This is a genomic window from Pseudomonas sp. H1_D05, assembly GCF_054682705.1.
The window spans coordinates 4,090,596-4,114,528 of record NZ_CP162825.1 but is presented as its reverse complement, the minus strand read 5'-3'; the positions used below and the strand labels follow the sequence as shown (position 1 = coordinate 4,114,528).

The following is a 23,933-nucleotide window of genomic DNA, read 5'->3' as shown; positions in this document are numbered from 1 at the left end:
CTCAAGGCTTGTCCACGATGCCGAAATCTGTTGACCGAATTCCGCCGATGCCGCGTATTCAGGCGATTGACCCGCGACATTCCGAGCAGAGCTGGGAGAGCGCGCCGCAATTGCTGGCGGCGCTCAACGGCGCGCGGCTCGGCGCCTGGTACTGGGACATCGAGCGCGGGCAGATCAGTTGGTCGCGTGGCACCCAGGCCTTGTTCGGTTTCGACCCGCGCCAGCCGCTGCCGGCAGACCTTGAATACCTTGATCTGCTGCCCCCGGAAGACCGCGCGAAAACGGTTCGCGCCTTCCACGCGGTAATTGCGGGGGCGCCGCTGGAACAAGCGATGCACCACCGCATCCGCTGGCCCGATGGCAGCCTGCACTGGCTGGAGATCAGCGGCAGCCTGCTGCCGGATAAAAACGGCCGCCCCCGAATGATCGGGGTGATTCGCGAAATCACCCACCAGCGCCAGCGCGAGCAGGCGCTGAGCAGTTCGGAAAAACGTTTCGCGACACTTTTTCACCTGTGCCCGAACATGGTCCTGCTGACCCGTCAGGAAGACGGCTTGATCAGCGAGGCCAATCAGTATTTTGAAAGCCTGTTTGGCTGGCCAGTGCAGAGCGCCATCGGCCGTACCACGCTGGAGCTGGGTTTGTGGGTGCACCCGGAGCAACGCGCAGAACTGGTGAAAAAAACCAAAGCCAAAGGCGAGCTGATCGCCATGGAAGTGCAGTTTCGCGCCAGCAACGGGCAAATCCACGACGGCATTCTCAGTGCGCAGAAAGTCGAACTCGAAGGCCAGCCCTATCTGCTCAGCACCTTCCTCGACACCACCGAACGCAAAGCCGCCGAACACGCCTTGAAGGACAGCCAGGAACGTCTCGATCTGGCACTGGACTCGGCACAACTCGGCACCTGGGACTGGCACATTCCCAGCGGCATGCTCTACGGCTCGGCGCGCGCCGCGCAGTTGCACGGGCTGGAGCCGAAACCGTTTCATGAGTCGTTCGAAGAGTTTTTCGAAGGCGTCCCCGGAGAGGAACGCGACAGCATGCGCGACGCCTACCGCAGCCTGCGCGAAGGCCCGGCAGGCAACTATCAACTGACCTATCGCGTGCAATTGCCGGACGGCAGTTCGCGCTATCTGGAAAGCCGCGCCCGCCTCTACCGCGACGACAACGGCGCACCGCTGCGCATGGCCGGCACCCTGCTGGACATCACCGATCAGGTCGAGCGTGAACAGCGGCTGGTGGCCTCGGAAGAGAAATTCGCCACGCTGTTCCAGGTCAGCCCGGACCCGATCTGCGTCACCCGCCAGGACAGTGGCGAGTTCATCGAAATCAATAACAGTTTTACCCAGACCTTCGGCTGGAGCGCCGCCGACGTCATCGGCCATACCGCCGAAGAAATCGGCCTGTGGGATGCCTCGGCAAAAAGCCTGCAACGGATTGAACGGGTGATTCGCGAACAGGGCTTGAGCAATGTCGCAATCATCGTCCAGCACAAGGACGGCCAGTCGCTGACCTGTGTGATTTCCAGCCGGCAGATCAGCGTCGGCGATCAGGCTTGTATCGTCACCACCCTGCGCGACATCACCCAGCAGCAGCGCTCGGAAGCAGCGCTGAAAGCCAGTGAGGAGAAATTCGCCAAGGCGTTCCACTCCAGTCCCGACGCAATCACCATCACCGAGCGCGACACCGGGCGTTATCTGGAGGTCAACGACGGTTTTTGCCGTCTCACTGGCTATCGTGCCGAAGAGGTCGTGGGCAAAACGGTTTATCAGGTAGGTATTTGGGCTGAAGAGAAACAGCGTTCGGCGTTACTCGCCGAGTTGCAGATCAAGGGCCGCGTGCACCATCAGGAAATGCTCGGGCGCAACAAACGCGGGGAAATGCTGACGGTGGAGGTCTCGGTCGAGCCGATCACCCTCAATGAAACCGCGTGCCTGCTGCTAACCGCGCGGGACGTCAGCCTGCTGAAAAACGCCGAAGCACAGATCCGGCATCTGGCCTATCACGACCCGCTGACCAACCTGCCCAACCGCGCCCTGCTGATGGATCGCCTGAGCCAGCAGATCGCCCTGCTCAAGCGCCACAACCTGCGCGGTGCCTTGCTGTTTCTCGACCTCGATCACTTCAAGCACATCAACGACTCTCTCGGCCACCCGGTCGGCGACACCGTGCTGAAAATCATCACGGCGCGGCTCGAAGCCAGTGTGCGCATGGAAGATACCGTCGCGCGCCTTGGTGGCGACGAGTTTGTCGTGCTGCTCAGCGGCCTCGAAGGCTCGCGCAATGAGGTCAGCGCGCAAGTGCGCAATCTGGCCGACACCCTGCGCGAATTGCTCTCGGAACCGATGTTCCTCGACGGCCAGCGCCTGCAAGTCACGCCGAGCATCGGCGTGGCGCTGATTCCCGATCATGGCTCGACGCCGACCGACCTGCTCAAACGCGCCGACATCGCGCTGTACCGGGCCAAGGATTCCGGGCGCAACACCACGCAGATGTATCACAACACCATGCAGAAGGCCGCCAGCGAACGGCTGCGCATGGAAACCGACTTGCGCCTGGCGCTGTCGCGCGGTGAATTCAACGTGCACTTTCAGCCGCAGGTCGACGCCCGCGACAATCGCATCATCGGCGCCGAAGCTCTGGTGCGCTGGAATCACCCGGAGCTGGGCGCGCAGTCACCCACCGAGTTCATCAAAGTACTGGAAGACAGCGGCCTGATTCTCGAAGTCGGCACCTGGATCCTCGACGAAGCCTGCAACGCGTTCAAACAACTGATCGCCCTGAAACTGGTCGACCCGCTGAATTTCAGCCTGTGCGTGAACATCAGTCCACGGCAGTTCCGCCAGAACGATTTTGTCGAACGCATCGAACACAGCATGAGCAGCCATGGCCTGCCCTGCTCGCTACTGAAACTGGAGATCACCGAAGGCATCGTCATCCAGAATCTGGAAGACACCATCAGCAAAATGCGCCGGCTGAAAAAACTCGGCGTGAGCTTTGCGATGGATGATTTCGGCACTGGCTATTCGTCGCTGACTTACCTCAAGCGCCTGCCGGTGGACACGCTGAAAATCGATCAGTCGTTTATCCGCGATGCCACGACCGACCCGAACGATGCCGAGATCATCCGCGCGATTGTCGCCATGGCGCGCAGCCTGGAGCTGGAGGTGATTGCCGAGGGGGTCGAAACCCCGGAACAACTGGCGTTCCTGCAGGGTTTGGGCTGCCATTTGTATCAAGGCTATCTGCATAGCCGACCGGTTGCGCTCGAGGATCTGAAAAAGCTCTTGCCGTAACCGGTGCACGTTGCAACAGACGCGCAATTGCCACGATTTGCAGCAACCTGTAGGGTCGCGTTTTTTGCGCCGTTTCGAGATCTGTCATGCAGGATGCAACCCTCCCCCGCCCAGCCCTGCTGGGCATCGACCTTGGCACCACCAACAGTCTGATCGCCGTCTGGCAGGACGGTCAGGCCAGACTGATTCCCAATGCCCTGGGTGATGTGCTGACGCCCTCGGTGGTCAGCCTCGATGAAGACGACACGATTCTGGTCGGCAAAGCCGCCCGCGCGCGCCTGACCACGCACCCGGATCGCACCGCCGCAGCATTCAAGCGCTTCATGGGCAGCGATAAGCAAGTCCAGCTCGGTACACGCCTGTTCAGTCCGGAAGAGCTGTCGGCGCTGGTACTCGGCTCACTCAAGCAGGACGCCGAAGCCTTTCTCGGCCACGCGGTATCGGAAGCGGTGATTTCCGTCCCGGCCTATTTCAGTGACGAACAACGCAAACGCACGCTGTTTGCCGCCGAACTGGCCGGGCTCTCGGTGACACGCCTGATCAACGAGCCAACCGCCGCCGCGATGGCTTACGGGCTGCATGAACAGAAATTCGAACGCACGCTGATCTTCGATCTGGGCGGCGGCACCTTTGATGTCACGGTGCTGGAATACGCTTTGCCCCTGATCGAAGTGCACGCCTCCACTGGCGACAACTTTCTCGGCGGCGAAGACTTCACCGCTGCGCTGTTGCAGGCCTGCCTGAAACACTGGCAACTGACCGCGGCCATGGTCGATGCGCAAAGCATGGCCAGCCTCGGTGATGCCCTGGAGCAACTGAAATGTAAACTCGCTGAAGGTGTTCAGCCGCTGAGCTGGCGCCATGGCGACAAAACGTTCGAGTGGTCGCTGGACGAAGCTGCTGCGGTGAAAATCTGGGAGCCGCTACTGGCCCGTTTGCGCGCACCGATCGAACAGGCGCTGCGCGATGCTCGCCTCAAGCCGCGCGACCTCGACAGCCTGGTGCTGGTCGGCGGCGCCACGCGCATGCCGGCGGTGCAGCAGATGGTTGCGACGTTGTTCGGGCGCCTGCCTTACCGGCATCTTGATCCGGACACCATTGTTGCGCTCGGGGCGGCGACGCAAGCGGCGTGCAAGGCGCGTGACGGGGCGGTTGAAGAGTTGATTCTGACGGATGTCTGCCCGTATACGCTGGGGATTGCGACCATGCGTGGAGAAGACATCAAAGGTGCCTTCTCGCCCATCATCGAACGCAACACCATCATTCCGACGTCAAGGGTGGAGCGCTATTACACCACCCAACCTAAGCAAACAGTGCTGCGCATCGCCGTCTATCAGGGTGAACGGCCGTGGGTGTGCGACAACATTCTGATTGATGCTTTCGAAGTCACGTTGACGCCTACTCAACACATCCAGGAGCTGGACGTGCGCTTCAGCTATGACATCAACGGTTTGCTCGAAGTCGACGTCACCCTGCTCGAAACCGGCGAGCGTCACAGTCACAGCATCGACCGCAGCCCCACGGGGCTGGATGAGCAAGCACGCCGAGACAGCCATAACCGGCTGTCGACGCTGAAAGTCCATCCACGTGACGCACTGCCCAACCGCACATTGCTGGCCCGTCTGGAGCGGGCATGGATGCAGAGCCTCGGCACACAACGCGAGCACATAGCCGAATGGCTGCACAGCTTCACCACAGTGCTCGGCGGCCAGCAATCAGCGGAGATCGCCAGCCATCGCACAGAGCTGAACAAGGCACTGGATCAACTGCGCCTCTAGCCGTTGAGGCGCCGCAAGGCAGCCTGCAGGCCGCCGGACAGCATCTCGCTATCGCCGCTGTCCGGCGGCACACCATAGCGGTTGGGCAACTTGTCACCGGGAAAGCCGAACAGCAGCAGCGGCAGGAATGGCAACATCGGTGTCAGCGCCATGAAGATCAACAAGGTCGGGATGCCCCGGCCCATGTCGTGCAAGCGACGCAAAATCGCGCCAAATACCAGCAGAACTCCGAGTATCAGGATAAGAATGCCAGCGCCCGTGGTGCCACTGATCAGCCCTGCCACCGGTGCAATCACCACGCAGGCCAAGACCTGAGCGATAAAAGCCTTACGCCCCAACCGCGATCCCAGACGCCAGATCGCTGTCGCCGGTACCGGCTGAGCATCGCTTTTCGCCAGCAGTAATCGTTCCGACCAGGACAATATCGCGCACAGAGCCAGGCGCAGCCCGATGCTGTTCTGCACATCGTCCTTGCCCTGTTGCAGTTGGCGCAGGACGCGCGTTTTCGGCACGCCAGCAGCGCCATAGCGAATCAGGCCCTTGAGCGCATCCAGCGCTTCATACGCCAACAGTTTGTCGACGCCAAAATCGGTCAGCACTTTGCGCGGCGGCCACACCGGCTCGCCTTTGATCAAACCGTCGCGGAAGCCTTCGAACCAATCGTCCTCACAACTGATCGCCGCAATCGACTGCAACAATGCGCGATGCTGCTCAGCACTCAGGCTCGGATCGTGATAGAGCACGCCCCAGAACATCATCAACCCCAGCAAATCATCGCCGCAGGCAGCACGATCGCTTTCGAGGCAGGTGTAAAGCAGGCTATTGGCCGGCAATCGCGCGCTGTCGAGCGCCTGCTGAACGCTGAACAATTGCTGCACCAACAAGCCGTGCACCGGGTCATTGCCTTGCAACCATCCGAGCAAACCGGCGCAATGGCCTTGCTCACGCTGCAAGCGCCGTAACAACGGTTGCAGGCGACTCAACGGATGGGCCGGATTGAAAGGCAGGCGCTCCACGCACTGCGCGTCAATCATTTGCAGCCAGCGTTCGGGTTGTTCCAGCAATGCCAGCAAAAACAGGGTCTGCGCGTGCCACTCCCAAGCGGCCTCACCCAGCCCGACCGGCGGCAACTGAATCCCGCGACGGCTCAACTGGAGCATCAAGTCGAGTTCGGACAAGTCACAGTCGTCTTTGACCGCACCCAGCTTGAACGCCTCGGTCATGCGTTCCAGCGCAGTGTCGTTATAGGGCCGCAAGCGACGCAACCACAGACGACAAACTTTGTGCGACTCACCTTTTGTCAGCACCTGCGGCAATGGCTGAGGACTTGGATGCGCATCGCAGAAAGCGCTCATGGCCAGCGCAATCGGTGCCTCGCCCAACCAGCGCAGGTGTTGCGCAGCCTGATATTTGAATCCGCTCATCACCAGGCTTTCGAGGGCATCGATCGGCAGCGGAGCATCCACAATCTGCTGCAACAACGCCGCATCACCCCGATGCAGCGCCCAGGCGTACCGGTATAGATGCAGCAATCGGCTGTCGGCATTTTCGCCCAGCAATTGCGCGAGCAATGGCAGTTCATCACCGGTCACGCGCCAATCGACAAAGCTTTGCGCAAGGCTCTCAAGCTTTAACCGCCCGACACCCAGCCAACGGTTCAGCGTCTCGGGATGTTGTGACGGAGAGCCATACACCTGGGCGTCATCGGCAAGATCCTCTGGCCAGGCAGAAATGCCCTGCAGACGATCGAATGCCTGAATCAGCAAGGGCAGAAAAGTCGGCTGGCGCTTGGCACACACCTCCAGCAGACGACTTTCCGCCATCGGATGGCGATGCTCGTTCCACAGCCGGATCCAGCACGGCAATGCCTGATCGTCGCGCCCCAGCAGACTGCTCTGACACGCCAACAGGTAAAGCCAGTCGACATCGTCCGGTGCAGCAAGCTGCTCCTCGATACAGCACTGCAAAAACGTCGGCCCGCCAATACCTGCCTGAGTGAACTGCACCAACAGACGCTTGAGGAACACGGCATCATTCGGCAACGGCAGGCAGGTGTGCTGACTGGCGAAGTCGGCGAACTCAGGCAGTGGACGCTGGTTGAAGATGAAGTCGAGACTACGGGCGTACCACAGCGATTCAGTCTGGGCGGCCTCTGACCATGTGCACATCAGATCCGTATCGAACGGGTCCGGCGTTTCGATTCGCTGGAGAAAGAAGCCCACCTGATGCGCGTCGTCGAAGCCCAGATCCAGCAACTGTTGATCCCAGTGCCATACGCTTGGCCAAAAGATTCGCGCAGCGGTACGACAACGGACCGGCGTCGGCCATCCGGTGGTACAGCGGCCAGCTGAGTTCATCGAGCACGTCCAGCGACAGCTCATCCAGCCCTCGAATAAAGGCCTGCCACGCGGCGAAATTGAACCGGCGCGCGGGATCATCCAGCAACGCGCAAAAATCCCCGAACATTGGAGGGACCTCAACGACAGTCTGTTCTGAGGCTTGGGACTCGTACTCGTGCTCAGGCTCCTCTTCCTCATCTTCACGAGCCAGACGCAGGGCGTTTTCGTAGGCCATGCGCAACGCCTGAAATCCCTGTGGATCGGTCTCCGGGTGATGCGCCGGCAAACGTGCGCGATAGGCGTTGCGAATCAGGTTTTCGTCGGTGGTAGGCTCGATGCCCAAGCGGATCCAGCAACTCATGACCAGTCGAACTCCTTGAGCGATGCCGGACGTGGCGGCAAATCGATTTCCATGTGCCACGGCAAATCAGCAAGGAACTGAGGAATGTTCTCGGCAAGGCCGCGGGCAATCCGCACGTTAAGGGCGTTGGCGCCTTGTCGATCGAGTTCGCGCGCAAGCTCATCGTCGCTGGCGCTCAGGCAGGACCAAAACGTCCGACCCACGACAAAGCCATCGAAGTAAGCCATCCAGCTACCGTAGTGAAATTGCGCTCTGAGGGCTAAACGACTGTGCAGCCAGTTGCTTTCGTCCAGGTCGACCCACTGATTGCGCACCGCACAGCGCAAGAGAAAGCCCATGCGCCCATAGTCCCAGGACAGAATCCCCCCCGGCCCACAACTGCCGAAGGTGCGGCTGGCGAATTCATGCAGGATGCGTTCGCGGGGACTCAGGTCGTCGAGCAAGGCCTGCCATTCACTCGGCAGACAACGCTGCCACGCCAGATAGGCCGCGCTGAGGTGTTTGGCATGGCCGTCGTCGGTCATCCGTTCGAGCATGTCGAACAATTGCCCGCGATCATCGATACCCCAGCTGTCTTTCAGGTCGATGTAGTGATCGTCGCAAAACGCGGGGTCGTCGTAGCTGGCGCCGGTATTGATTGCCGCCATTGGCGCAGACAAAGCGCACAGCCAGCGCTGTTGAATCTCGTCCATGAAAAAAGGCTCCAGGCCGACCGGTGAGGAATGGGGGTCGGCAAAACTGCCGCGGATTGTAGAGAAACCACCGCCAGCGGCAAAGTCGAACAACGGTTTTCTTGCGCGCACAAAAAAGGCCCCGACGTATCGGGGCCTTCATTCAACGGCTCATCGTCCGTTCAGACGATTGTGTTGCGGCACATGACTCAGTGCTGCAACGCCGGCTTCTCCACCCCGTTGATCGGGATGCGTTTGGCTTTCGCCTCTTCCGGGATCACCCGCAACAAGTCGATGCTCAGCAGACCGTTTTTCAGATCCGCCGCCTTGATCTCGATGTGATCGGCCAGGCGGAAGGACAGCTTGAAAGCACGCTGGGCAATGCCCTGATGCAGGAAGGTCACGCCTTCGTTGGCATCACGCTTGCCGCCACTGATGGTCAGCACACCTTTTTCGACTTGCAGTTCCAGGTCTTCTTCCTGGAAACCGGCGGCCGCGACGACGATGCGGTATTGGTCATCACCGTGCTTTTCGACGTTGTAAGGTGGGTAGCTGCTGCCTGGCTCGTTGCGCAGGGCGGTTTCGAACAGGTCGTTAAAACGGTCGAAACCTACCGAGGAACGGAACAGTGGGGCGAGGGAAAATGCAGTACTCATGGTTCAAATCTCCTGAAAACAATCAGCAAGGTTTTTTGACTCCGCGACCCGAATTCGGCATCGCGTAACCCTTAGATAGGGACCGCTGAAATGATTTCAAGAGATTATTTGCAGATTTTTTTCAGGCCGCTTCAGCCACTGGCAGACCGAGCAGACGCGAGACATGATCCGGTTCGGTCTCACGGCGCAGCACCGTAAACAGCTCGGTGGCCTCGGGATAATTGCGCGTCAGCATGGCCAACCATTGCTTCAAACGGCCCGGCGATTGGCGTGCGGTCATCTGCGCTTTGGCTTGCAGCCAGAAGTCCTGAATCAGCGGCATCAGCTCGGCCCAGGTCATCTCGACCACTTCTTCGCCAGCGCGAGCGGCAGCAATCTGCCTGGCCAGATCCGGGCGCGAGACCAGACCGCGACCGAGCATGATGTCTTCGACGCCGCTGATTTCGCGGCAGCGGCGCCAGTCTTCGACGCTCCAGATATCGCCATTGGCGAACACCGGGACTTTGACCACCTCTTGCACGCGCGGAATCCACTCCCAATGCGCCGGCGGCTTGTAGCCGTCCATTTTGGTTCGGGCATGAACCACAATGTGCTCGGCACCGCCTTCAGCCAACGCAGTGGCGCAGACCAGCGAACCGTCGGGACTGTCGAAGCCCAGGCGCATTTTTGCGGTGACGGGAATGTGCGCGGGTACAGCGCGGCGCACGTGTTCGACGATCTGGTTGAGCAGTTCCGGTTCTTTGAGCAGCACCGCGCCGCCACGGGACTTGTTCACGGTCTTGGCCGGGCAGCCGAAGTTGAGGTCAATCACTTCAGAGCCGAGTTCGCAGGCCAGTGCAGCGTTTTCCGCCAGACACACCGGGTCGGAACCGAGCAATTGCACGCGCAATGGCACACCGGAGGCGGTGCGGGCACCGTTGAGCAACTCCGGGCCGAACTTGTGGAAATAGGCCGGCGTGAGCAGCTGGTCGTTGACCCGAATGAACTCGGTCACACACCAGTCGATGCCGCCAACGCGGGTCAGCACGTCGCGGAGGATGTCGTCGACCAACCCCTCCATGGGCGCCAGAGCAATTTGCATGGGAAAACACTACTTGAAGAAAAACGTGCGGCAGTTTACTGGATATCGCGCAAATCCGCAGATCCCTTGTAGGAGTGAGCCTGCTCGCGATAGCGGTGTGTCAGTGAGGCATATGTTGGCTGACACACCGCTATCGCGAGCAGGCTCACTCCTACAGTTTAGATATTTACCGACTCGGGAAGCTGGATCGCCGGGCCATAGCCCTCGATAAACTCAGCCGGCATGCGCTTCGGCTTACCGGTCGACAGTTCAATACAGACAAACGTGGTCTGCGCGCGCAACAGCGTGGCATTGTCGCTCGGGCGCTTGAGCTGGAAATGCCGGGTCATTTTCAGGCGCTGATCCCAATCAACGATCCAGGTCGCCAATTGCAGTTCGTCGCCTTCATAGGCCGCTGCCAGATAATCGATCTCGTGACGGACCACGGCCATCGCCCGATCCAGTCGCCGATACTCGACCAGATCCAGACCCAGACGTTGCGAGTGGCGCCAGGCGCAGCGCTCGAGCCAGGTCACGTACACGGCGTTATTCGCGTGGCCCAACCCGTCGATGTCCTCGGCGCCTACTTGCAGATCAATGGTAAACGGCGTTGCCCGATCCCAACCCATGCCCCACTCCCGGTCAAAGTATTCAACCGGAGCAGTGTAACGGAGCTCAGGCCGATTGGCGCGCCTGAAGGCTGCGGCCGGCCAGCAGTGATAACACGCCATCAATCACCCGAGGGTCGGCTAGCACACGCTGGTGCCCGCCGCCTTCAAGGCGCAACAGGCGACTGTCGAACCAGGATTCGTGGATCAGCTGCGATTCCTTGACCGAAACGAAATTGTCGTCTTCGGCATGCACGATCAGGCCGGGCATATCCAGTTGATAGTGAGCGACATCAAGGGTGGCGGCGCGCATACCAACGTCTTGCTCGACTTGGCGAATGAAGGCGGAGCGCGCTCGCGGCGGCATACCGACGTAGCGGGCGAAACCGCGCAGTACGCCAAGAATGCGCGCAGGCGCGGCAATACTGACAAGGGTTTCGGTGCGCAAGCCCAGTTGCACGGCGAGCATGGCGCTGGCGCCGCCCATGGAGTGACCGATCACCGCTTGCAATGGCGGCAACTCGGCAGCGGCTTCGAGCATTGCCCGAGCGAACAACACGACATTGGCTTCACGCCCCGGCGAACGACCGTGAGCCGGACCATCCAACGCGACGACGGTATACCCGGCATCGACCAGTGCGGTGATCAGCGCGGCGAACTGGGTTGGCCGCCCTTCCCAGCCGTGCATCAGCAGCACCGTCGGGCCCTGGCCCCAGCGCAGCGCCGAGAGACCAAAACGCAAAGTGATGCGTTCGGAGCTGACCAGCAGCGGCAATTCCCAATCACGAAGAGGCAGCGAACGTGGCGTCATGAACACGCATTTTGCTCGCCACGCGTTTCGGTGCAATCCAGCCCAAGGTGCCATTAACGCCACGAACCCACTTCAACGTGTTCATCGCTCTCTCCTCAGGCGAGTTGCCTTCAGGTCAACGCACCGCCGACTTGGCAGCGCGCAGCAATCGATCGGATAAGTCTCCCGGGCCGAGCGCTCTTGCGAGTGCCAGACCACCCACCATCAAAGCCACGTCAGCCAAGGCTTTGTCGGTGTCCTCAGGGCTGGACGCCAACTGCGCAATCATCAATTCCAGGTGCTCGTTCAGCGCGATGCGGAACGATTCCGGCAAGCGGCCCAGCTCGCCGATCGACGCTGGAATCGGGCATGCCGCGTCGCTGGAATCACGATGCTTGCGCGACAGGTAAAACGCGGCGACCAAGGCACGACGCTCTTCACCGGTCAACTCGGCATCCATGTCGGCAATCAGGTCGCGGCGGCGGCCGAGAAGCTGCTTGAACGCTTCCAGCATCATCGCGTCCTTGCTTTCGAAGTGCGCATAGAAACCGCCGACGGTCAGGCCGGCTGCGCCCATCACTTCGCCCACGCTAGGGTCGGCCGGGCCACGCTGAATCAGTGCGGCGCTGGCAGCCTTGAGGATGCGTTCGCGGGTTTGAGCTTTTTTATCGTTCATCGTTGCCTCCGAATATTACGACTAGAATATTATTCGCATAATAATATTCTGCAAGTCAAGGATATGACCGCTGGTCTGATGCACAGTGTAAGGAAAAAGGAGAATTGGCCAAACGCCAGACAAACAAAAGGGCCATTCAATAATTGAATGACCCTTATAAAATCCCGCAGAGCGGGTAATCGTGGCGTCCCCTAGGGGACTCGAACCCCTGTTACCGCCGTGAAAGGGCGGTGTCCTAGGCCACTAGACGAAGGGGACACAAACCTTCTATACAACTGATCAGCGCTGAGAACTGATCGATTCAAGGCCGGTGTGGCCAGACCTTGAACTGTAAATTGGTGGAGCTAAGCGGGATCGAACCGCTGACCTCCTGCATGCCATGCAGGCGCTCTCCCAGCTGAGCTATAGCCCCGGATTTTTCGCCTCGCGGCGGAGTGACATCTTGCAACATCACTTCTGTAAAACTGGCGTCCCCTAGGGGACTCGAACCCCTGTTACCGCCGTGAAAGGGCGGTGTCCTAGGCCACTAGACGAAGGGGACGCAAACCCTTCTATACAACTGATCAACGCTGAGTGTTGATCGCTTCGGAGCCGGTGTGGCCAGGCTTCGAAGTGTAAATTGGTGGAGCTAGACGGGATCGAACCGTCGACCTCTTGCATGCCATGCAAGCGCTCTCCCAGCTGAGCTATAGCCCCTCATCGTTGATGTCATCGCTGAGGACGGGGCGAATCTTAAGGGCGTATCGAAAGCCTGTCAAACTTATTTTTGAAAAATTTCAAAGTTTTTCGTCGGCATAACAATCACTTACCGCCCTCCCCCCGTAAATTCGGGAGAAGCGCCGAAGGCACGATCAAAAGATCGCAGCCTTCGGCAACTCCTGCACAAAGCCGCAAGCGCTTAGGCGATAGCGCCCAGCAGCTTTTCCCACTCTTTGTTTTCTTTCTTCGACACGCCGCCCAGCAGGTCAATCGCCTGCCGCAGACGATAACGGGTCAGATCCGGGCCAAGGATTTCCATGGCATCGAGCACCGAGACCGAACTCGCCTGACCGGTGATCGCAGCAAACATCAGCGGCATCGCATCGCGCAGTTTCAACTCCAGCGATTCGACCACAGCCTGAATCGTCGCGGTGATGTTGTCCTTCTCCCACTGACGCAGGCTTTCCAGCTTCCACAGGATCAACTGCATCAATTGGCGAACCTGATCGCCCGAAAGCTTTTTCGATTCAAACAGCTTGGCATCCGGATTGACGCCGCCGGCGAAGAAGAAACCGCCCAGCGGTGCTACCTGGCTGAAGGTTTCAACGCGACCCTGAACGTGCGGCGCGATCTTCATCATGTATTCGGAATTGAACGCCCACTTCTGCACGCGTGCAGCGAACTCTTCCACCGGCAGATCACGCAGCCACTGGCCGTTGAGCCACGACAGCTTCTCGATGTCGAAGATCGGCCCGCCCAGCGAGACACGCTTGAGGTCAAAGTTGTCGACCATTTCCTGAAGCGAGAACTTTTCGCGCTCGTCCGGCATCGACCAGCCCATGCGGCCGAGGTAGTTGAGCATCGCTTCCGGCATGAAGCCCATGCGCTCGTAGAACGTCACCGAGGTAGGGTTCTTGCGCTTGGACAGCTTGCTCTTGTCCGGGTTACGCAGCAGCGGCATGTAGCACAGCTCTGGCTGTTCCCAGCCGAAGTACTCGTAAAGCAGAATCAGTTTCGGTGCCGATGGCAGCCACTCTTCGCCGCGCAGCACGTGGGTGATGCCCATCAGGTGGTCGTCGACGACATTGGCGAGGAAGTACGTCGGCAGGCCGTCGGCCTTCATCAGCACTTGCATGTCCATGCGATCCCACGGGATCTCGACGTCGCCACGGAGCATGTCCGGCACCACGCAAACGCCTTCACTCGGCACTTTCATGCGGATAACGTGGGGTTCGCCAGCGGCCAGACGGGCGGCGACTTCTTCTTTCGACAGCAGCAGCGCGCGGCCGTCATAACGTGGTGTTTCGCCGCGAGCCATTTGCTCGGCGCGCATCTGATCCAGCTCTTCAGCGGTGCAGAAGCACGGGAACGCGTGCCCCATGTCGACCAGTTGCTGGCAGTACTTCTGATAGATGTCGCCGCGCTCACTCTGGCGATACGGGCCGTGCGGGCCGCCAACGTCCGGGCCTTCGCTCCAGTCGATACCCAACCAGCGCAGGGCGTCGAAGATCTGCTGTTCGGACTCGCGGGTCGAACGCAACTGGTCGGTGTCTTCGATCCGCAGGATGAACTCACCGCCATGCTGCTTGGCAAAGCAGTAGTTGAACAATGCGATGTAAGCGGTACCTACGTGGGGGTCCCCGGTAGGCGATGGCGCGATGCGAGTGCGGACGGTGGTCATGGCATGTCTCGAAAAGAATGAAAAGCAAAACAATCAAGCGGCGAATGGTAACAGGCGACACCCGCCCCGCTCCAGCGGGCAGGGCATTTAAGCCAAGTTTGCGTCTGGAACGCCCGTAAGCCTTGGTGAATGGGCAAATATCAGCGGATGGCATTTACCGTTTATCGGCTGTATGCCAGATTCGCCTGCTGATAACTTTCCTTACAATTCATCGACTACAGTTTGCCCATGCCTGCCCAACTCAAGCGTCGCCTGTTGATTTTCCTGCTGCTCGTCCTGCTGATTGCCGGGGGCTTTTTCGCCCATTGGTTCTTCAAGGGACGCTTTTATGAAAGCACCGACAACGCTTATGTCCAGGGCGAAATCACCCGCGTCTCGAGCCAATTGAGCGCGCGCATCGATGAAGTGCTGGTGCAGGACAATCAACACGTGGAAAAAGGCCAGTTGCTGGTGCGCCTCGAACCGAATGATTTCCGTCTGGCCATCGATCGCGCCAATGCCGCCCTTGCCACCCGCGAAGCCGAGCGCCTGCAAGCGCAAAGCAAATTGACTCAGCAAGCCAGTTTGATTGCTTCCAGCGACGCACAAGTGGCAACCACCCAAGCAACGTTGGGCCGCTCGCAAATGGATTTGTCGCGTGCCGAAACCCTGCGCAAGCCCGGTTACGTTTCCGAAGAACGCGTGACCACCCTCTCCGCTGACGCTCATATCGCCCGTTCACAGGTGGCCAAGGCGCAGGCCGATGCGCAAGGCCAGCGTCAGCAGGTCAACGCCCTGAACGCAGAAATCAAACGCCTCGACGCACAAATCGCCAACGCCCGCGCCGATCTCGCGCAAGCCGAACTTAACCTGACCCGCAGCGAAATCCACGCGCCAATCAGCGGCCTGGTCGGCCAGCGCGCCGCGCGTAACGGCCAAGTGGTGCAGGCTGGCGCTTACCTGCTGTCGATCGTCCCGGACGAAGACATCTGGGTGCAGGCCAACTTCAAGGAAACCCAGATCGGCCACATGCAGCCCGGGCAAAAAGCCGAGCTGACCTTCGATGCCTACAGCGACACGCCGATCGAAGCGCGGGTCGACAGCCTGTTCGCCGCCTCCGGCGCGCAATTCAGCCTGCTGCCGCCGGACAACGCCACCGGCAACTTCACCAAAGTCGTGCAGCGGATTCCGGTAAAACTGACCTTCAAGGCCGACAACCCGTTGCACGGCAAGATCCGTCCGGGCATGTCGGTGACCGCCACCGTGAACATCAAAGACGCCCCGGACAATGGCCGGTGATGCGCTGATCCGCCCGGTCGGCGAACCGACCCGGCGCGATTGGATTGCGGTGATGAGCGTGATGCTCGGCGCGTTTATGGCCGTGCTCGACATTCAGATCACCAACTCTTCTCTGAAAGATATTCAGGGCGCCTTATCGGCGACGCTGGAAGAAGGCTCGTGGATTTCCACGTCGTATCTGGTCGCGGAAATCATCATGATTCCGTTGACCGCGTGGCTGGTGCAGTTGCTGTCGGCGCGGCGACTGGCGGTGTGGGTGTCGCTGGGTTTTCTGGTTTCCTCGCTGCTGTGCTCGATGGCGTGGAGCCTGGAGAGCATGATCGTCTTTCGCGCCATGCAGGGTTTCACCGGCGGCGCGCTGATCCCGCTGGCGTTCACCCTGACCCTGATCAAACTCCCCGAACACCACCGCGCCAAAGGCATGGCGATGTTCGCCATGACCGCCACGTTCGCCCCGTCCATCGGCCCGACGCTGGGCGGCTGGCTCACGGAAAACTGGGGTTGGGAATACATCTTCTACATCAACATCCCGCCGGGCCTGATCATGATCGCCGGCCTGATGTACGGGCTGGAAAAGAAAGAAGCGCACTGGGAATTACTGAAAAGCACCGACTACACCGGAATCCTCACGCTGGGGATTGGTCTCGGCTGCTTGCAGGTTTTTCTAGAGGAAGGCCATCGCAAGGATTGGCTCGAATCAAGCCTGATAGTGACGCTGGGCAGCATTGCGCTGGTGAGTCTGATCACCTTTGTGATCGTGCAGATCTCCAAACCGAATCCGCTGATCAATCTGGGCATCCTGCGTAATCGCAATTTCGGTCTGTCGAGTATTTCCAGTCTGGGCATGGGTGTCGGGTTGTACGGTTCGATCTATCTGTTGCCGCTGTATCTGGCGCAGATCCAGAACTACAACGCCCTGCAGATCGGCGAAGTGATCATGTGGATGGGCGTGCCACAGCTGTTCCTGATTCCGCTGGTGCCGAAGCTGATGAAGTTTGTTTCGCCGAAATGGCTGTGCACGATCGGTTTTGGATTGTTCGGGCTAGCGAGTTTTTCTTCGGGGTGCTCAACCCGGATTTCGCCGGGCCGCAGTTCAACCAGATCCAGATTATTCGTGCGCTGGGGCAGCCGTTGATCATGGTGACCATTTCGCTGATCGCCACGGCGTACATCCTGCCGCAGGACGCGGGGTCGGCGTCGAGTCTGTTCAATATCCTGCGAAATCTGGGCGGCGCGATTGGTATTGCCCTGCTCGCGACACTGCTGGATGCGCGCACCAAGACCTACTTCGATTATTTGCGCGAGGCGGTGGTGCCGACCAATCCGCAGGTGGCCGAGCGTTTGGCGTCGATGACTGATCGGTTTGGCAGTGACACGGCGGCGTTGAGCAAGCTGAGCGAGATCGTCCATCAGCAGGCGGCGATCATGGCGTACAACGATGCGTTTCACTTTGTCGGGATTGCGCTGGGAATCAGCATGTTGGCGATTTTGCTGACCAAGAAATTGCCAGAGGGGCTGAAGGCTGGGGAGTCTCATTAAGACCGCGTCGCCCCATTCGCGAGCAAGCTCGCTCCCACAGGGGATTTGTGAACGACACAACTCCAATGTGGGAGCGAGCTTGCTCGCGAAGAGGCCCGACTAAACACTGCAAATTTTCAGACCGCCAAAAGCCGCTCACGCAGTTTGGCAATCTCGTCGCGCATCTGCGCCGCCGCTTCAAATTCCAGATCCCGCGCCAACTGATACATCTTCTCTTCCAGCGCACGAATGCGCTTGGTGATTTCGCTCGGCGAGCGCAGTTCGGCTTCGTACTTGGCGTTCTCTTCGGCAGCCTTGGCCATGCCTTTGCGCTTCTTGCTGCGCGAGCCCGGCACGGTGGCGCCTTCCATGATGTCGGCGACATCCTTGATCACCCCGCGCGGGGTGATGCCGTTTTCCAGGTTGAACGCTATCTGCTTGTCGCGACGCCGCTCGGTCTCGCCAATCGCCCGCTCCATCGAGCCGGTCATGCGATCGGCATAGAGAATCGCCCGGCCATTGAGGTTACGTGCGGCGCGACCAATGGTCTGAATCAGCGAACGCTCGGAACGCAGGAAGCCTTCCTTGTCGGCATCAAGAATCGCCACCAGCGACACTTCCGGCATGTCCAGACCTTCACGCAGCAAGTTGATCCCGACCAGCACATCAAAGGTCCCGAGGCGCAGGTCGCGAATAATTTCCACGCGCTCAACGGTGTCGATGTCCGAGTGCAGATAACGCACGCGCACGCCGTGATCGGCGAGGTAATCGGTAAGGTCTTCGGCCATGCGTTTGGTCAGCGTGGTGACCAGCACCCGCTCCTCGACCGCCACGCGTTTGCTGATTTCCGAGAGCAGATCATCGACCTGAGTCAGCGCCGGACGCACTTCAACCTGTGGGTCGACCAGACCGGTCGGCCGCACCACTTGCTCGACCACCCTTCCGGCGTGTTCGGCCTCGTAGTTGCCCGGCGTCGCCGAGACGAAAATGGTCTGCGGGCTGACCCCTTCCCACTCGTCAAAACGCATCGGTCGGTTATCCAGCGCCGACGGCAAACGGAAGCCGTATTCAACGAGGGTTTCCTTACGCGAACGGTCGCCCTTATACATCGCACCGACCTGCGGCACGCTGACGTGGGACTCGTCGATCACCAGCAAGGCATCGGCCGGCAGGTAATCGTAGAGCGTTGGCGGCGCGGCACCGGCCGGGCGACCGGACAGGTAGCGCGAGTAGTTTTCGATGCCGTTGCAATAACCCAACTCGAGGATCATCTCCAGGTCGAAACGGGTGCGCTGTTCAAGACGCTGGGCTTCGACCAGTTTGTTGTTGCTGCGCAGGTATTCGAGGCGTTCCTGCAATTCGACCTTGATGTGTTCGATGGCGTCGAGCAGGGTTTCCCGTGGCGTTACATAGTGGCTCTTCGGGTAGAAGGTGAAGCGCGGCATCTTGCGGATGACTTCGCCGGTCAGCGGGTCGAACGCGGAAATGCTTTCGACCTCGTCATCGAACAGCTCGATGCGGATCGCTTCCAGATCGGATTCCGCCGGGTAGATGTCGATCACATCGCCGCGCACACGGAAAGTCGCGCGGGCAAAGTCCATATCGTTGCGGGTGTATTGCAGGTCGGCCAGCCGCCGCAACAGCGCACGCTGATCGAGTTTGTCGCCACGATCGACATGCAGCACCATCTTCAAATAGGTTTCCGGGCTACCCAGACCGTAGATGCACGATACCGTGGTGACGATGATCGCGTCTTTACGCTCCAGCAACGCTTTGGTTGCGGACAGGCGCATCTGCTCGATGTGGTCGTTGATCGACGCATCCTTCTCGATGAAGGTGTCGGACGACGGCACATAGGCTTCGGGCTGGTAGTAGTCGTAGTAGGAAACGAAATACTCGACGGCATTATTCGGGAAGAACGCCTTGAACTCACCGTACAGCTGCGCAGCAAGGGTCTTGTTCGGCGCCAGCACCAGGGTCGGGCGCTGAATCTGCGAAATGACATTGGCGATGCTGAAGGTCTTGCCCGAGCCGGTCACACCGAGCAGCGTCTGGTGCGCCAGCCCGGCCTCGATGCCCTCCACCAATTGGCGGATGGCTTCTGGCTGATCGCCGGCGGGCTCGAAGCGGGTGACGAGCTGGAATTCGGACATATACACCTCTGAGATCGCGGCATTCCGAGTAAAGCGGTACACCACGGGGACGACCGCAAACGACCGGTGTCGCGCAAGAAAAAAGCTGGATTGTGCTCAATGTGGTGGCGATTGCCCCACCTTTCAAGGCAAACGTCCTACATCCGGTAAAGACTCTGACACGTGCAGTCGACTAACGGTCAAGAAATAATCGGAAAAACTTACCCTAAAAACCGAATCGCCTGTCGCCATTGTTCCGTAATGGCCTCTATACTAGCTCCCCGTTTGTGCACCGCTCTAGTGCATCCGGCTGGAGCGCGACACGTCCCTCCATTCTCCATTCAGAGCCGCCGCAATAATGAGCCTGTTCTCCGCTGTCGAAATGGCACCCCGCGATCCAATCCTGGGCCTCAACGAAGCATTCAACGCCGATACCCGGACCACCAAGGTCAACCTGGGCGTGGGTGTTTACTGCAACGAAGAGGGGCGAATTCCACTTCTGCGCGCCGTGATCGAAGCCGAAACCGTTCGCGCCGCTCAACACGCTTCGCGCGGCTACCTGCCGATCGATGGCATCGCCGCCTACGACCAGGCCGTGCAAAAGCTGCTGTTCGGCAACGACTCGCCGCTGATCAGCGCCGGTCGCGTCATCACCACTCAGGCCGTCGGCGGGACCGGCGCACTGAAGATCGGTGCCGACTTCCTCAAGCAACTGCTGCCGAACGCCGTTGTGGCGATCAGTGACCCAAGCTGGGAAAACCACCGTGCCCTGTTCGAAACCGCCGGTTTCCCGGTGCAGAACTACCGTTACTACGACGCAGCCAGCCACGATGTGAATCGTGCCGGCATGCTCGACGACCTCAACGCCCTGCCGAACGGCTCGGTCGTTGTCCTGCACGCCTGCTGCCACAACCCGACTGGCGTCGACCTGACCCCGGCGGACTGGAACAACGTGCTGGAAGTGGTTAAAACCAAAGGTCACGTGCCGTTCCTCGACATGGCCTATCAAGGTTTTGGCGACGGCATCGACGAAGACGCCGCAGCTGTGCGCCTGTTCGCTGAGTCCGGTCTGACTTTCTTCGTTTCGAGCTCGTTCTCCAAATCGTTCTCGCTGTACGGCGAGCGCGTTGGTGCGCTGTCGATCATCAGCGAATCGAAAGAAGAAAGCGCGCGCGTGCTGTCGCAGGTCAAGCGCGTGATCCGCACCAACTACTCCAACCCGCCGACCCACGGCGCAAGCATCGTTGCAGCTGTATTGAACAGCCCGGAACTGCGTGCACAATGGGAAGCCGAGCTGGCGGAAATGCGTCTGCGCATTCGCGGCATGCGCGAGCAGATGGTTGCCCTGCTGGCAGAGAAAGCCCCGGGCCGCGACTTCAGCTTCGTCGGTCGTCAGCGCGGCATGTTCTCCTACTCGGGCCTGACCACTGAACAAGTGCATCGCCTGCGTAACGAGTTCGGCATCTACGCCCTGGACACCGGCCGCATCTGCGTGGCTGCGCTGAACCAGAACAACATCAAGGCGGTAACGGATGCGATTGTTCAGGTCATCTGATTTCGCACTGTGATGAAAAACGGGAAGCCTTGGGGCTTCCCGTTTTTTATTGTCACGAAACAATCCCTATCCCCTCTAAACTGCACACATGTCCAAATGTGGGAGCGAGCTTGCTCGCGAAAGCGATCTGTCATTCAACATCGTTGTCGACTGACATGACGCCTTCGCGAGCAAGCTCGCTCCCACAGGTGATGAGTACATTCCAGAATTTTGTGAGATCAGATATGAAAAACGACAACCTGCGCGCCGACCGTGACGACCTGGATGATTTCATCCCTCGTGCCTCGGCCAAACGCGAGAAAAGCCTGGTGCTGCAAGTCGCCGCCGGGGTGTTCCTGGGTGGCCTGGTCCTGTGGCTGGTGCAACTGGCCGCCACCGCGGCTTACGCCAAACTGATGATGGGCACCATCACCTTCGGCAGTTAAGCCAGTTCGATCGCTCGCTGACTCGCGGCGTCGTCATAAACGACGTACAGCGATTCGGCGATCTGACTCTTGATCGCCTTGGTGCTTTCAAGACCCAGGACGAAGCCTTCGGCCTTGCCACCGGCGCGGTTCAATTCCTCAGCGGTACTGGCCTGGGTGATTGCATCGAAGAGTTTTTCGGCGTGAGGGCCAACGCCCTTGGGCAGGCTGATTTGCGCGATGCTCATGCGAACACCTCGCTGTTGCGGGATAAATGGTTCATGACGCAGACCTTTTTCGGCGAATGGCCGGCAGCGCGTGTGACCACTTCCGGGCGCCCATGGTAGACCTCTGCTGCAGTTCTGGTAACCGCCAATCGCTGACAAGTCACCGTTCGTCCCGAGGATTCAGCTAATTTTACAACCGGCGCTTGACTTCTCTTTTTGAATCAGTAACATACGCACCAATTCCGCAATAGCTCAGTTGGTAGAGCAAATGACTGTTAATCATTGGGTCCCTGGTTCGAGTCCAGGTTGTGGAGCCAGATAGCAAAGCCCCTGAATCGAAAGATTCAGGGGCTTTTTTGTCGGCGCTTGAAAAGGTCAAAAGATCTTGAAATGAAAAAGGGCCGATCTGTGCTTACCAGATCGGCCCTTTTCTATTCAGGCACAGCCGTCAGACATGCTCGCTGGGTCTCACCTGCGCTTTCGGGGCACCCTGCCCATGATCGTGATCATCAGGCTCGATGACCGGCACTTCCTTGCCATCGCAGTCATGCAGCTTGCCGTCGCTGAAGTAATCGCCTTCACGCAGCGCCGCCAGGTCGCGATAGCGCAGGGTCCGCTCTTCCGCCGCAGCAAACACCGACTGCTGATCCGAGTTACCGGCGGTGAAGTGGTTGAACGCCAAGTTGAGCAGGATCGCCATGATCGCCGACGAGCTGATGCCCGAATGGAAAATGGTCGCGAACCAGCTTGGGAAGTGGTCGTAGAAGTTCGGTGCGGCAATCGGGATCATGCCGAAACCGATCGAAGTGGCGACGATGATCAGGTTGACGTTGTTGCGATAATCAACCTTGGACAGCGTACGGATACCGCTCGCCGCCACCGTGCCGAACAGCACGATACCGGCGCCGCCGAGTACCGACGTCGGCACTGCTGCGATAACCCGACCCATGAACGGCAGCAGACCAAGAATTACCAGGAAGATACCGCCAGTAGCGACCACGTAACGGCTCTTGATCCCGGTAACCGCCACCAGCCCAACGTTCTGGGCGAAGGCGCTCTGGGTGAACGAACCGAAAATCGGCGCAAACATGCTCGACAGCATGTCTGCCCGCAGGCCATTGCCCAGGCGTTTGGAATCGACCTTGGTGCCGATGATTTCACCGACCGCAAGAATGTCCGCCGAAGTTTCCACCAGGGTCACCATGACCACGATGCACATCGACAGAATTGCGGCGAAGTGGAAGGTCGGCATGCCGAAATGGAACGGCGTCGGGAAGCCAAACATCGGCCCCGTGGTGACGCTGGAGAAGTCCGCCATGCCAAGGAACACCGCCAGCACCGTGCCGATCACCATGGCCAACAGGATCGACAGACGCGAGATGGTCGAGCTGCCGACCTTGCTCAGCAGCAACACCAGCACCAGCGTGACTGCCGCCAGACCGATGTTCTGCATGCTGCCGAAGTCCGGCGCATGGCTGTTGCCGCCCATGGCCCAGCGCGCGGCCACCGGCATCAGCGTCAAGCCGATGGTGGTGATCACGATGCCGGTGACCAGCGGCGGGAAGAACTTGGTGATGCGCGAGAACACCGGTGTGATCAACAAGCCTATCAAGGAAGCCGCAATCACTGCGCCAAGCACGGACTGGAAGCCGCCCTCCCCGCCACTGCTGACGATCGCGACCATGGTCGCCACACCGGAGAACGACACGCCCTGCACCAGCGGCAACTGACAACCAAAAAACGGTAGACCCAGGGTTTGCAGCAGCGTCGCCAGCCCCCCCGCAAACAATGAAGCAGCAATCAGCAAACCAATGTCCGCCGGCGACAGGCCGGCCGCCTGGCCGATGATCAGTGGCACCGCAACGATACCGCCGTACATGGTCAGAACATGTTGCAGGCCGTAAGCCATATTCGCGCCGACCCCGAGATTTTCGTCCTCGGGCCGTTGGTGTGAAACATGGGGCGTTTTCATGGTGGGGGGTTCCCTGGTTTTTGTTATGCGCACACTGTATTCAATACTCGTGACAAATGTCCATAGAGTTGTATACAACTTATCGGTCACATAATGGATAGGTAGCCACCCAAGCTTCTAGCCCGCTGCTCCCATCCCCCACAAATCCGGCAACACTTCCTCTCCAGTGCCCTCGCCTGCCGTCACTACGCTGAAGTGTTCACGGCGACCGACGGTGCGGTCGCGCTCTTTT

General features: G+C 59.5%; 14 protein-coding genes, 5 tRNA genes and 3 pseudogenes. 7 read left to right on the top strand and 15 right to left on the bottom strand.

All coding sequences use genetic code 11. The features are described 5' to 3' along the window. Positions 1-17 precede the first annotated feature (17 nt). Positions 18-3,296 (top strand): sensor domain-containing protein, encoded by a 3,279-nt coding sequence (locus tag AB4O11_RS18545; protein WP_186624657.1) that lies wholly within the window; start codon positions 18-20, stop codon positions 3,294-3,296. A gap of 86 nt (positions 3,297-3,382) precedes the next feature. Next, positions 3,383-5,074 (top strand): molecular chaperone HscC, encoded by a 1,692-nt coding sequence (locus AB4O11_RS18540; protein ID WP_099758530.1) that lies wholly within the window; start codon positions 3,383-3,385, stop codon positions 5,072-5,074. On the opposite strand, the pseudogene AB4O11_RS18535 reads toward AB4O11_RS18540, so the two are convergent. From AB4O11_RS18535 to gltX, 12 genes and pseudogenes are all read right to left on the bottom strand, one after another. Next, positions 5,071-7,774 (bottom strand): annotated as a pseudogene (locus AB4O11_RS18535) (DUF805 domain-containing protein). The gene AB4O11_RS18540 and the pseudogene AB4O11_RS18535 sit on opposite strands and share 4 nt — an antisense overlap. After that, entirely contained in the window at positions 7,771-8,466 is a 696-nt protein-coding gene (locus AB4O11_RS18530) for a DUF1266 domain-containing protein (protein ID WP_186624660.1), read from the bottom strand. Before AB4O11_RS18530 ends, AB4O11_RS18535 begins: the two are co-directional and overlap by 4 nt. Before the next feature lie 188 nt (positions 8,467-8,654). Beyond that, positions 8,655-9,101 carry an Hsp20 family protein gene (locus tag AB4O11_RS18525; RefSeq protein WP_093432063.1) on the bottom strand — a complete coding sequence of 149 codons (447 nt, stop codon included), beginning with the start codon at positions 9,099-9,101 and terminating at the stop codon, positions 8,655-8,657. Positions 9,102-9,222: 121 nt separating this feature from the next. Further along, positions 9,223-10,182 carry a tRNA dihydrouridine synthase gene (locus AB4O11_RS18520; protein WP_414926893.1) on the bottom strand — a complete coding sequence of 320 codons (960 nt, stop codon included), beginning with the start codon at positions 10,180-10,182 and terminating at the stop codon, positions 9,223-9,225. Positions 10,183-10,340: 158 nt separating this feature from the next. Further along, positions 10,341-10,790 (bottom strand): acyl-CoA thioesterase, encoded by a 450-nt coding sequence (locus AB4O11_RS18515; RefSeq protein WP_460090337.1) that lies wholly within the window; start codon positions 10,788-10,790, stop codon positions 10,341-10,343. Positions 10,791-10,836: 46 nt separating this feature from the next. Then, positions 10,837-11,665 (bottom strand): annotated as a pseudogene (locus AB4O11_RS18510) (alpha/beta fold hydrolase). A 30-nt stretch (positions 11,666-11,695) separates the two neighbouring features. Further along, positions 11,696-12,235, bottom strand: coding sequence for a TetR/AcrR family transcriptional regulator (locus AB4O11_RS18505; protein ID WP_007913421.1), 540 nt, complete (start codon positions 12,233-12,235; stop codon positions 11,696-11,698). 182 nt (positions 12,236-12,417) lie between these two features. Next, positions 12,418-12,493, bottom strand: a tRNA-Glu gene (locus AB4O11_RS18500). Positions 12,494-12,571: 78 nt separating this feature from the next. Then, positions 12,572-12,647: transfer RNA gene (locus AB4O11_RS18495), tRNA-Ala, on the bottom strand. 53 nt (positions 12,648-12,700) lie between these two features. After that, positions 12,701-12,776 (bottom strand) — tRNA-Glu (locus AB4O11_RS18490). Between the two features lie 79 nt (positions 12,777-12,855). Then, positions 12,856-12,931 (bottom strand) — tRNA-Ala (locus AB4O11_RS18485). Between the two features lie 202 nt (positions 12,932-13,133). Then, complete coding sequence (gene gltX / locus AB4O11_RS18480; protein ID WP_460127791.1) at positions 13,134-14,615, bottom strand: glutamate--tRNA ligase; 1,482 nt, start codon at positions 14,613-14,615, stop codon at positions 13,134-13,136. A gap of 228 nt (positions 14,616-14,843) precedes the next feature. Here gltX and AB4O11_RS18475 point away from each other — a divergent pair, with 228 nt between their 5' ends. Together AB4O11_RS18475 and AB4O11_RS18470 are read left to right on the top strand one after the other, a co-directional pair. Further along, positions 14,844-15,893 carry an HlyD family secretion protein gene (locus AB4O11_RS18475; RefSeq protein WP_093432053.1) on the top strand — a complete coding sequence of 350 codons (1,050 nt, stop codon included), beginning with the start codon at positions 14,844-14,846 and terminating at the stop codon, positions 15,891-15,893. Next, positions 15,883-17,432, top strand: a pseudogene (locus tag AB4O11_RS18470) (MDR family MFS transporter). The gene AB4O11_RS18475 and the pseudogene AB4O11_RS18470 overlap by 11 nt, the downstream one beginning before the upstream one ends. Positions 17,433-17,548: 116 nt before the next feature. On the opposite strand, the gene uvrB reads toward AB4O11_RS18470, so the two are convergent. Then, on the bottom strand, positions 17,549-19,564 hold the full coding sequence (uvrB, locus tag AB4O11_RS18465) for an excinuclease ABC subunit UvrB (protein ID WP_007913411.1): 2,016 nt from the start codon (positions 19,562-19,564) through the stop codon (positions 17,549-17,551). A 337-nt stretch (positions 19,565-19,901) separates the two neighbouring features. Between uvrB and AB4O11_RS18460 the strand changes: the two genes are divergently transcribed. Together AB4O11_RS18460 and AB4O11_RS18455 are read left to right on the top strand one after the other, a co-directional pair. Further along, positions 19,902-21,098, top strand: coding sequence for an amino acid aminotransferase (locus tag AB4O11_RS18460; protein ID WP_099758523.1), 1,197 nt, complete (start codon positions 19,902-19,904; stop codon positions 21,096-21,098). Positions 21,099-21,322: 224 nt separating this feature from the next. Next, positions 21,323-21,523 (top strand): hypothetical protein, encoded by a 201-nt coding sequence (locus tag AB4O11_RS18455; RefSeq protein ID WP_095047664.1) that lies wholly within the window; start codon positions 21,323-21,325, stop codon positions 21,521-21,523. Here AB4O11_RS18455 and AB4O11_RS18450 read toward each other — a convergent pair. After that, positions 21,520-21,750: a hypothetical protein gene (locus AB4O11_RS18450; RefSeq protein ID WP_093432041.1), complete on the bottom strand. Its 231-nt coding sequence runs from the start codon at positions 21,748-21,750 to the stop codon at positions 21,520-21,522. The genes AB4O11_RS18455 and AB4O11_RS18450 overlap by 4 nt on opposite strands. Positions 21,751-21,970: 220 nt before the next feature. Here AB4O11_RS18450 and AB4O11_RS18445 point away from each other — a divergent pair. Next, a tRNA-Asn gene (locus AB4O11_RS18445) sits at positions 21,971-22,046 on the top strand. A gap of 131 nt (positions 22,047-22,177) precedes the next feature. Here the strand turns inward: AB4O11_RS18445 and AB4O11_RS18440 are convergent. Then, the gene (locus AB4O11_RS18440) at positions 22,178-23,701 is read right to left on the bottom strand and encodes a nucleobase:cation symporter-2 family protein (protein ID WP_460127788.1); all 1,524 of its coding nucleotides are present in this window, start codon (positions 23,699-23,701) and stop codon (positions 22,178-22,180) included. Positions 23,702-23,933: the final 232 nt, after the last annotated feature.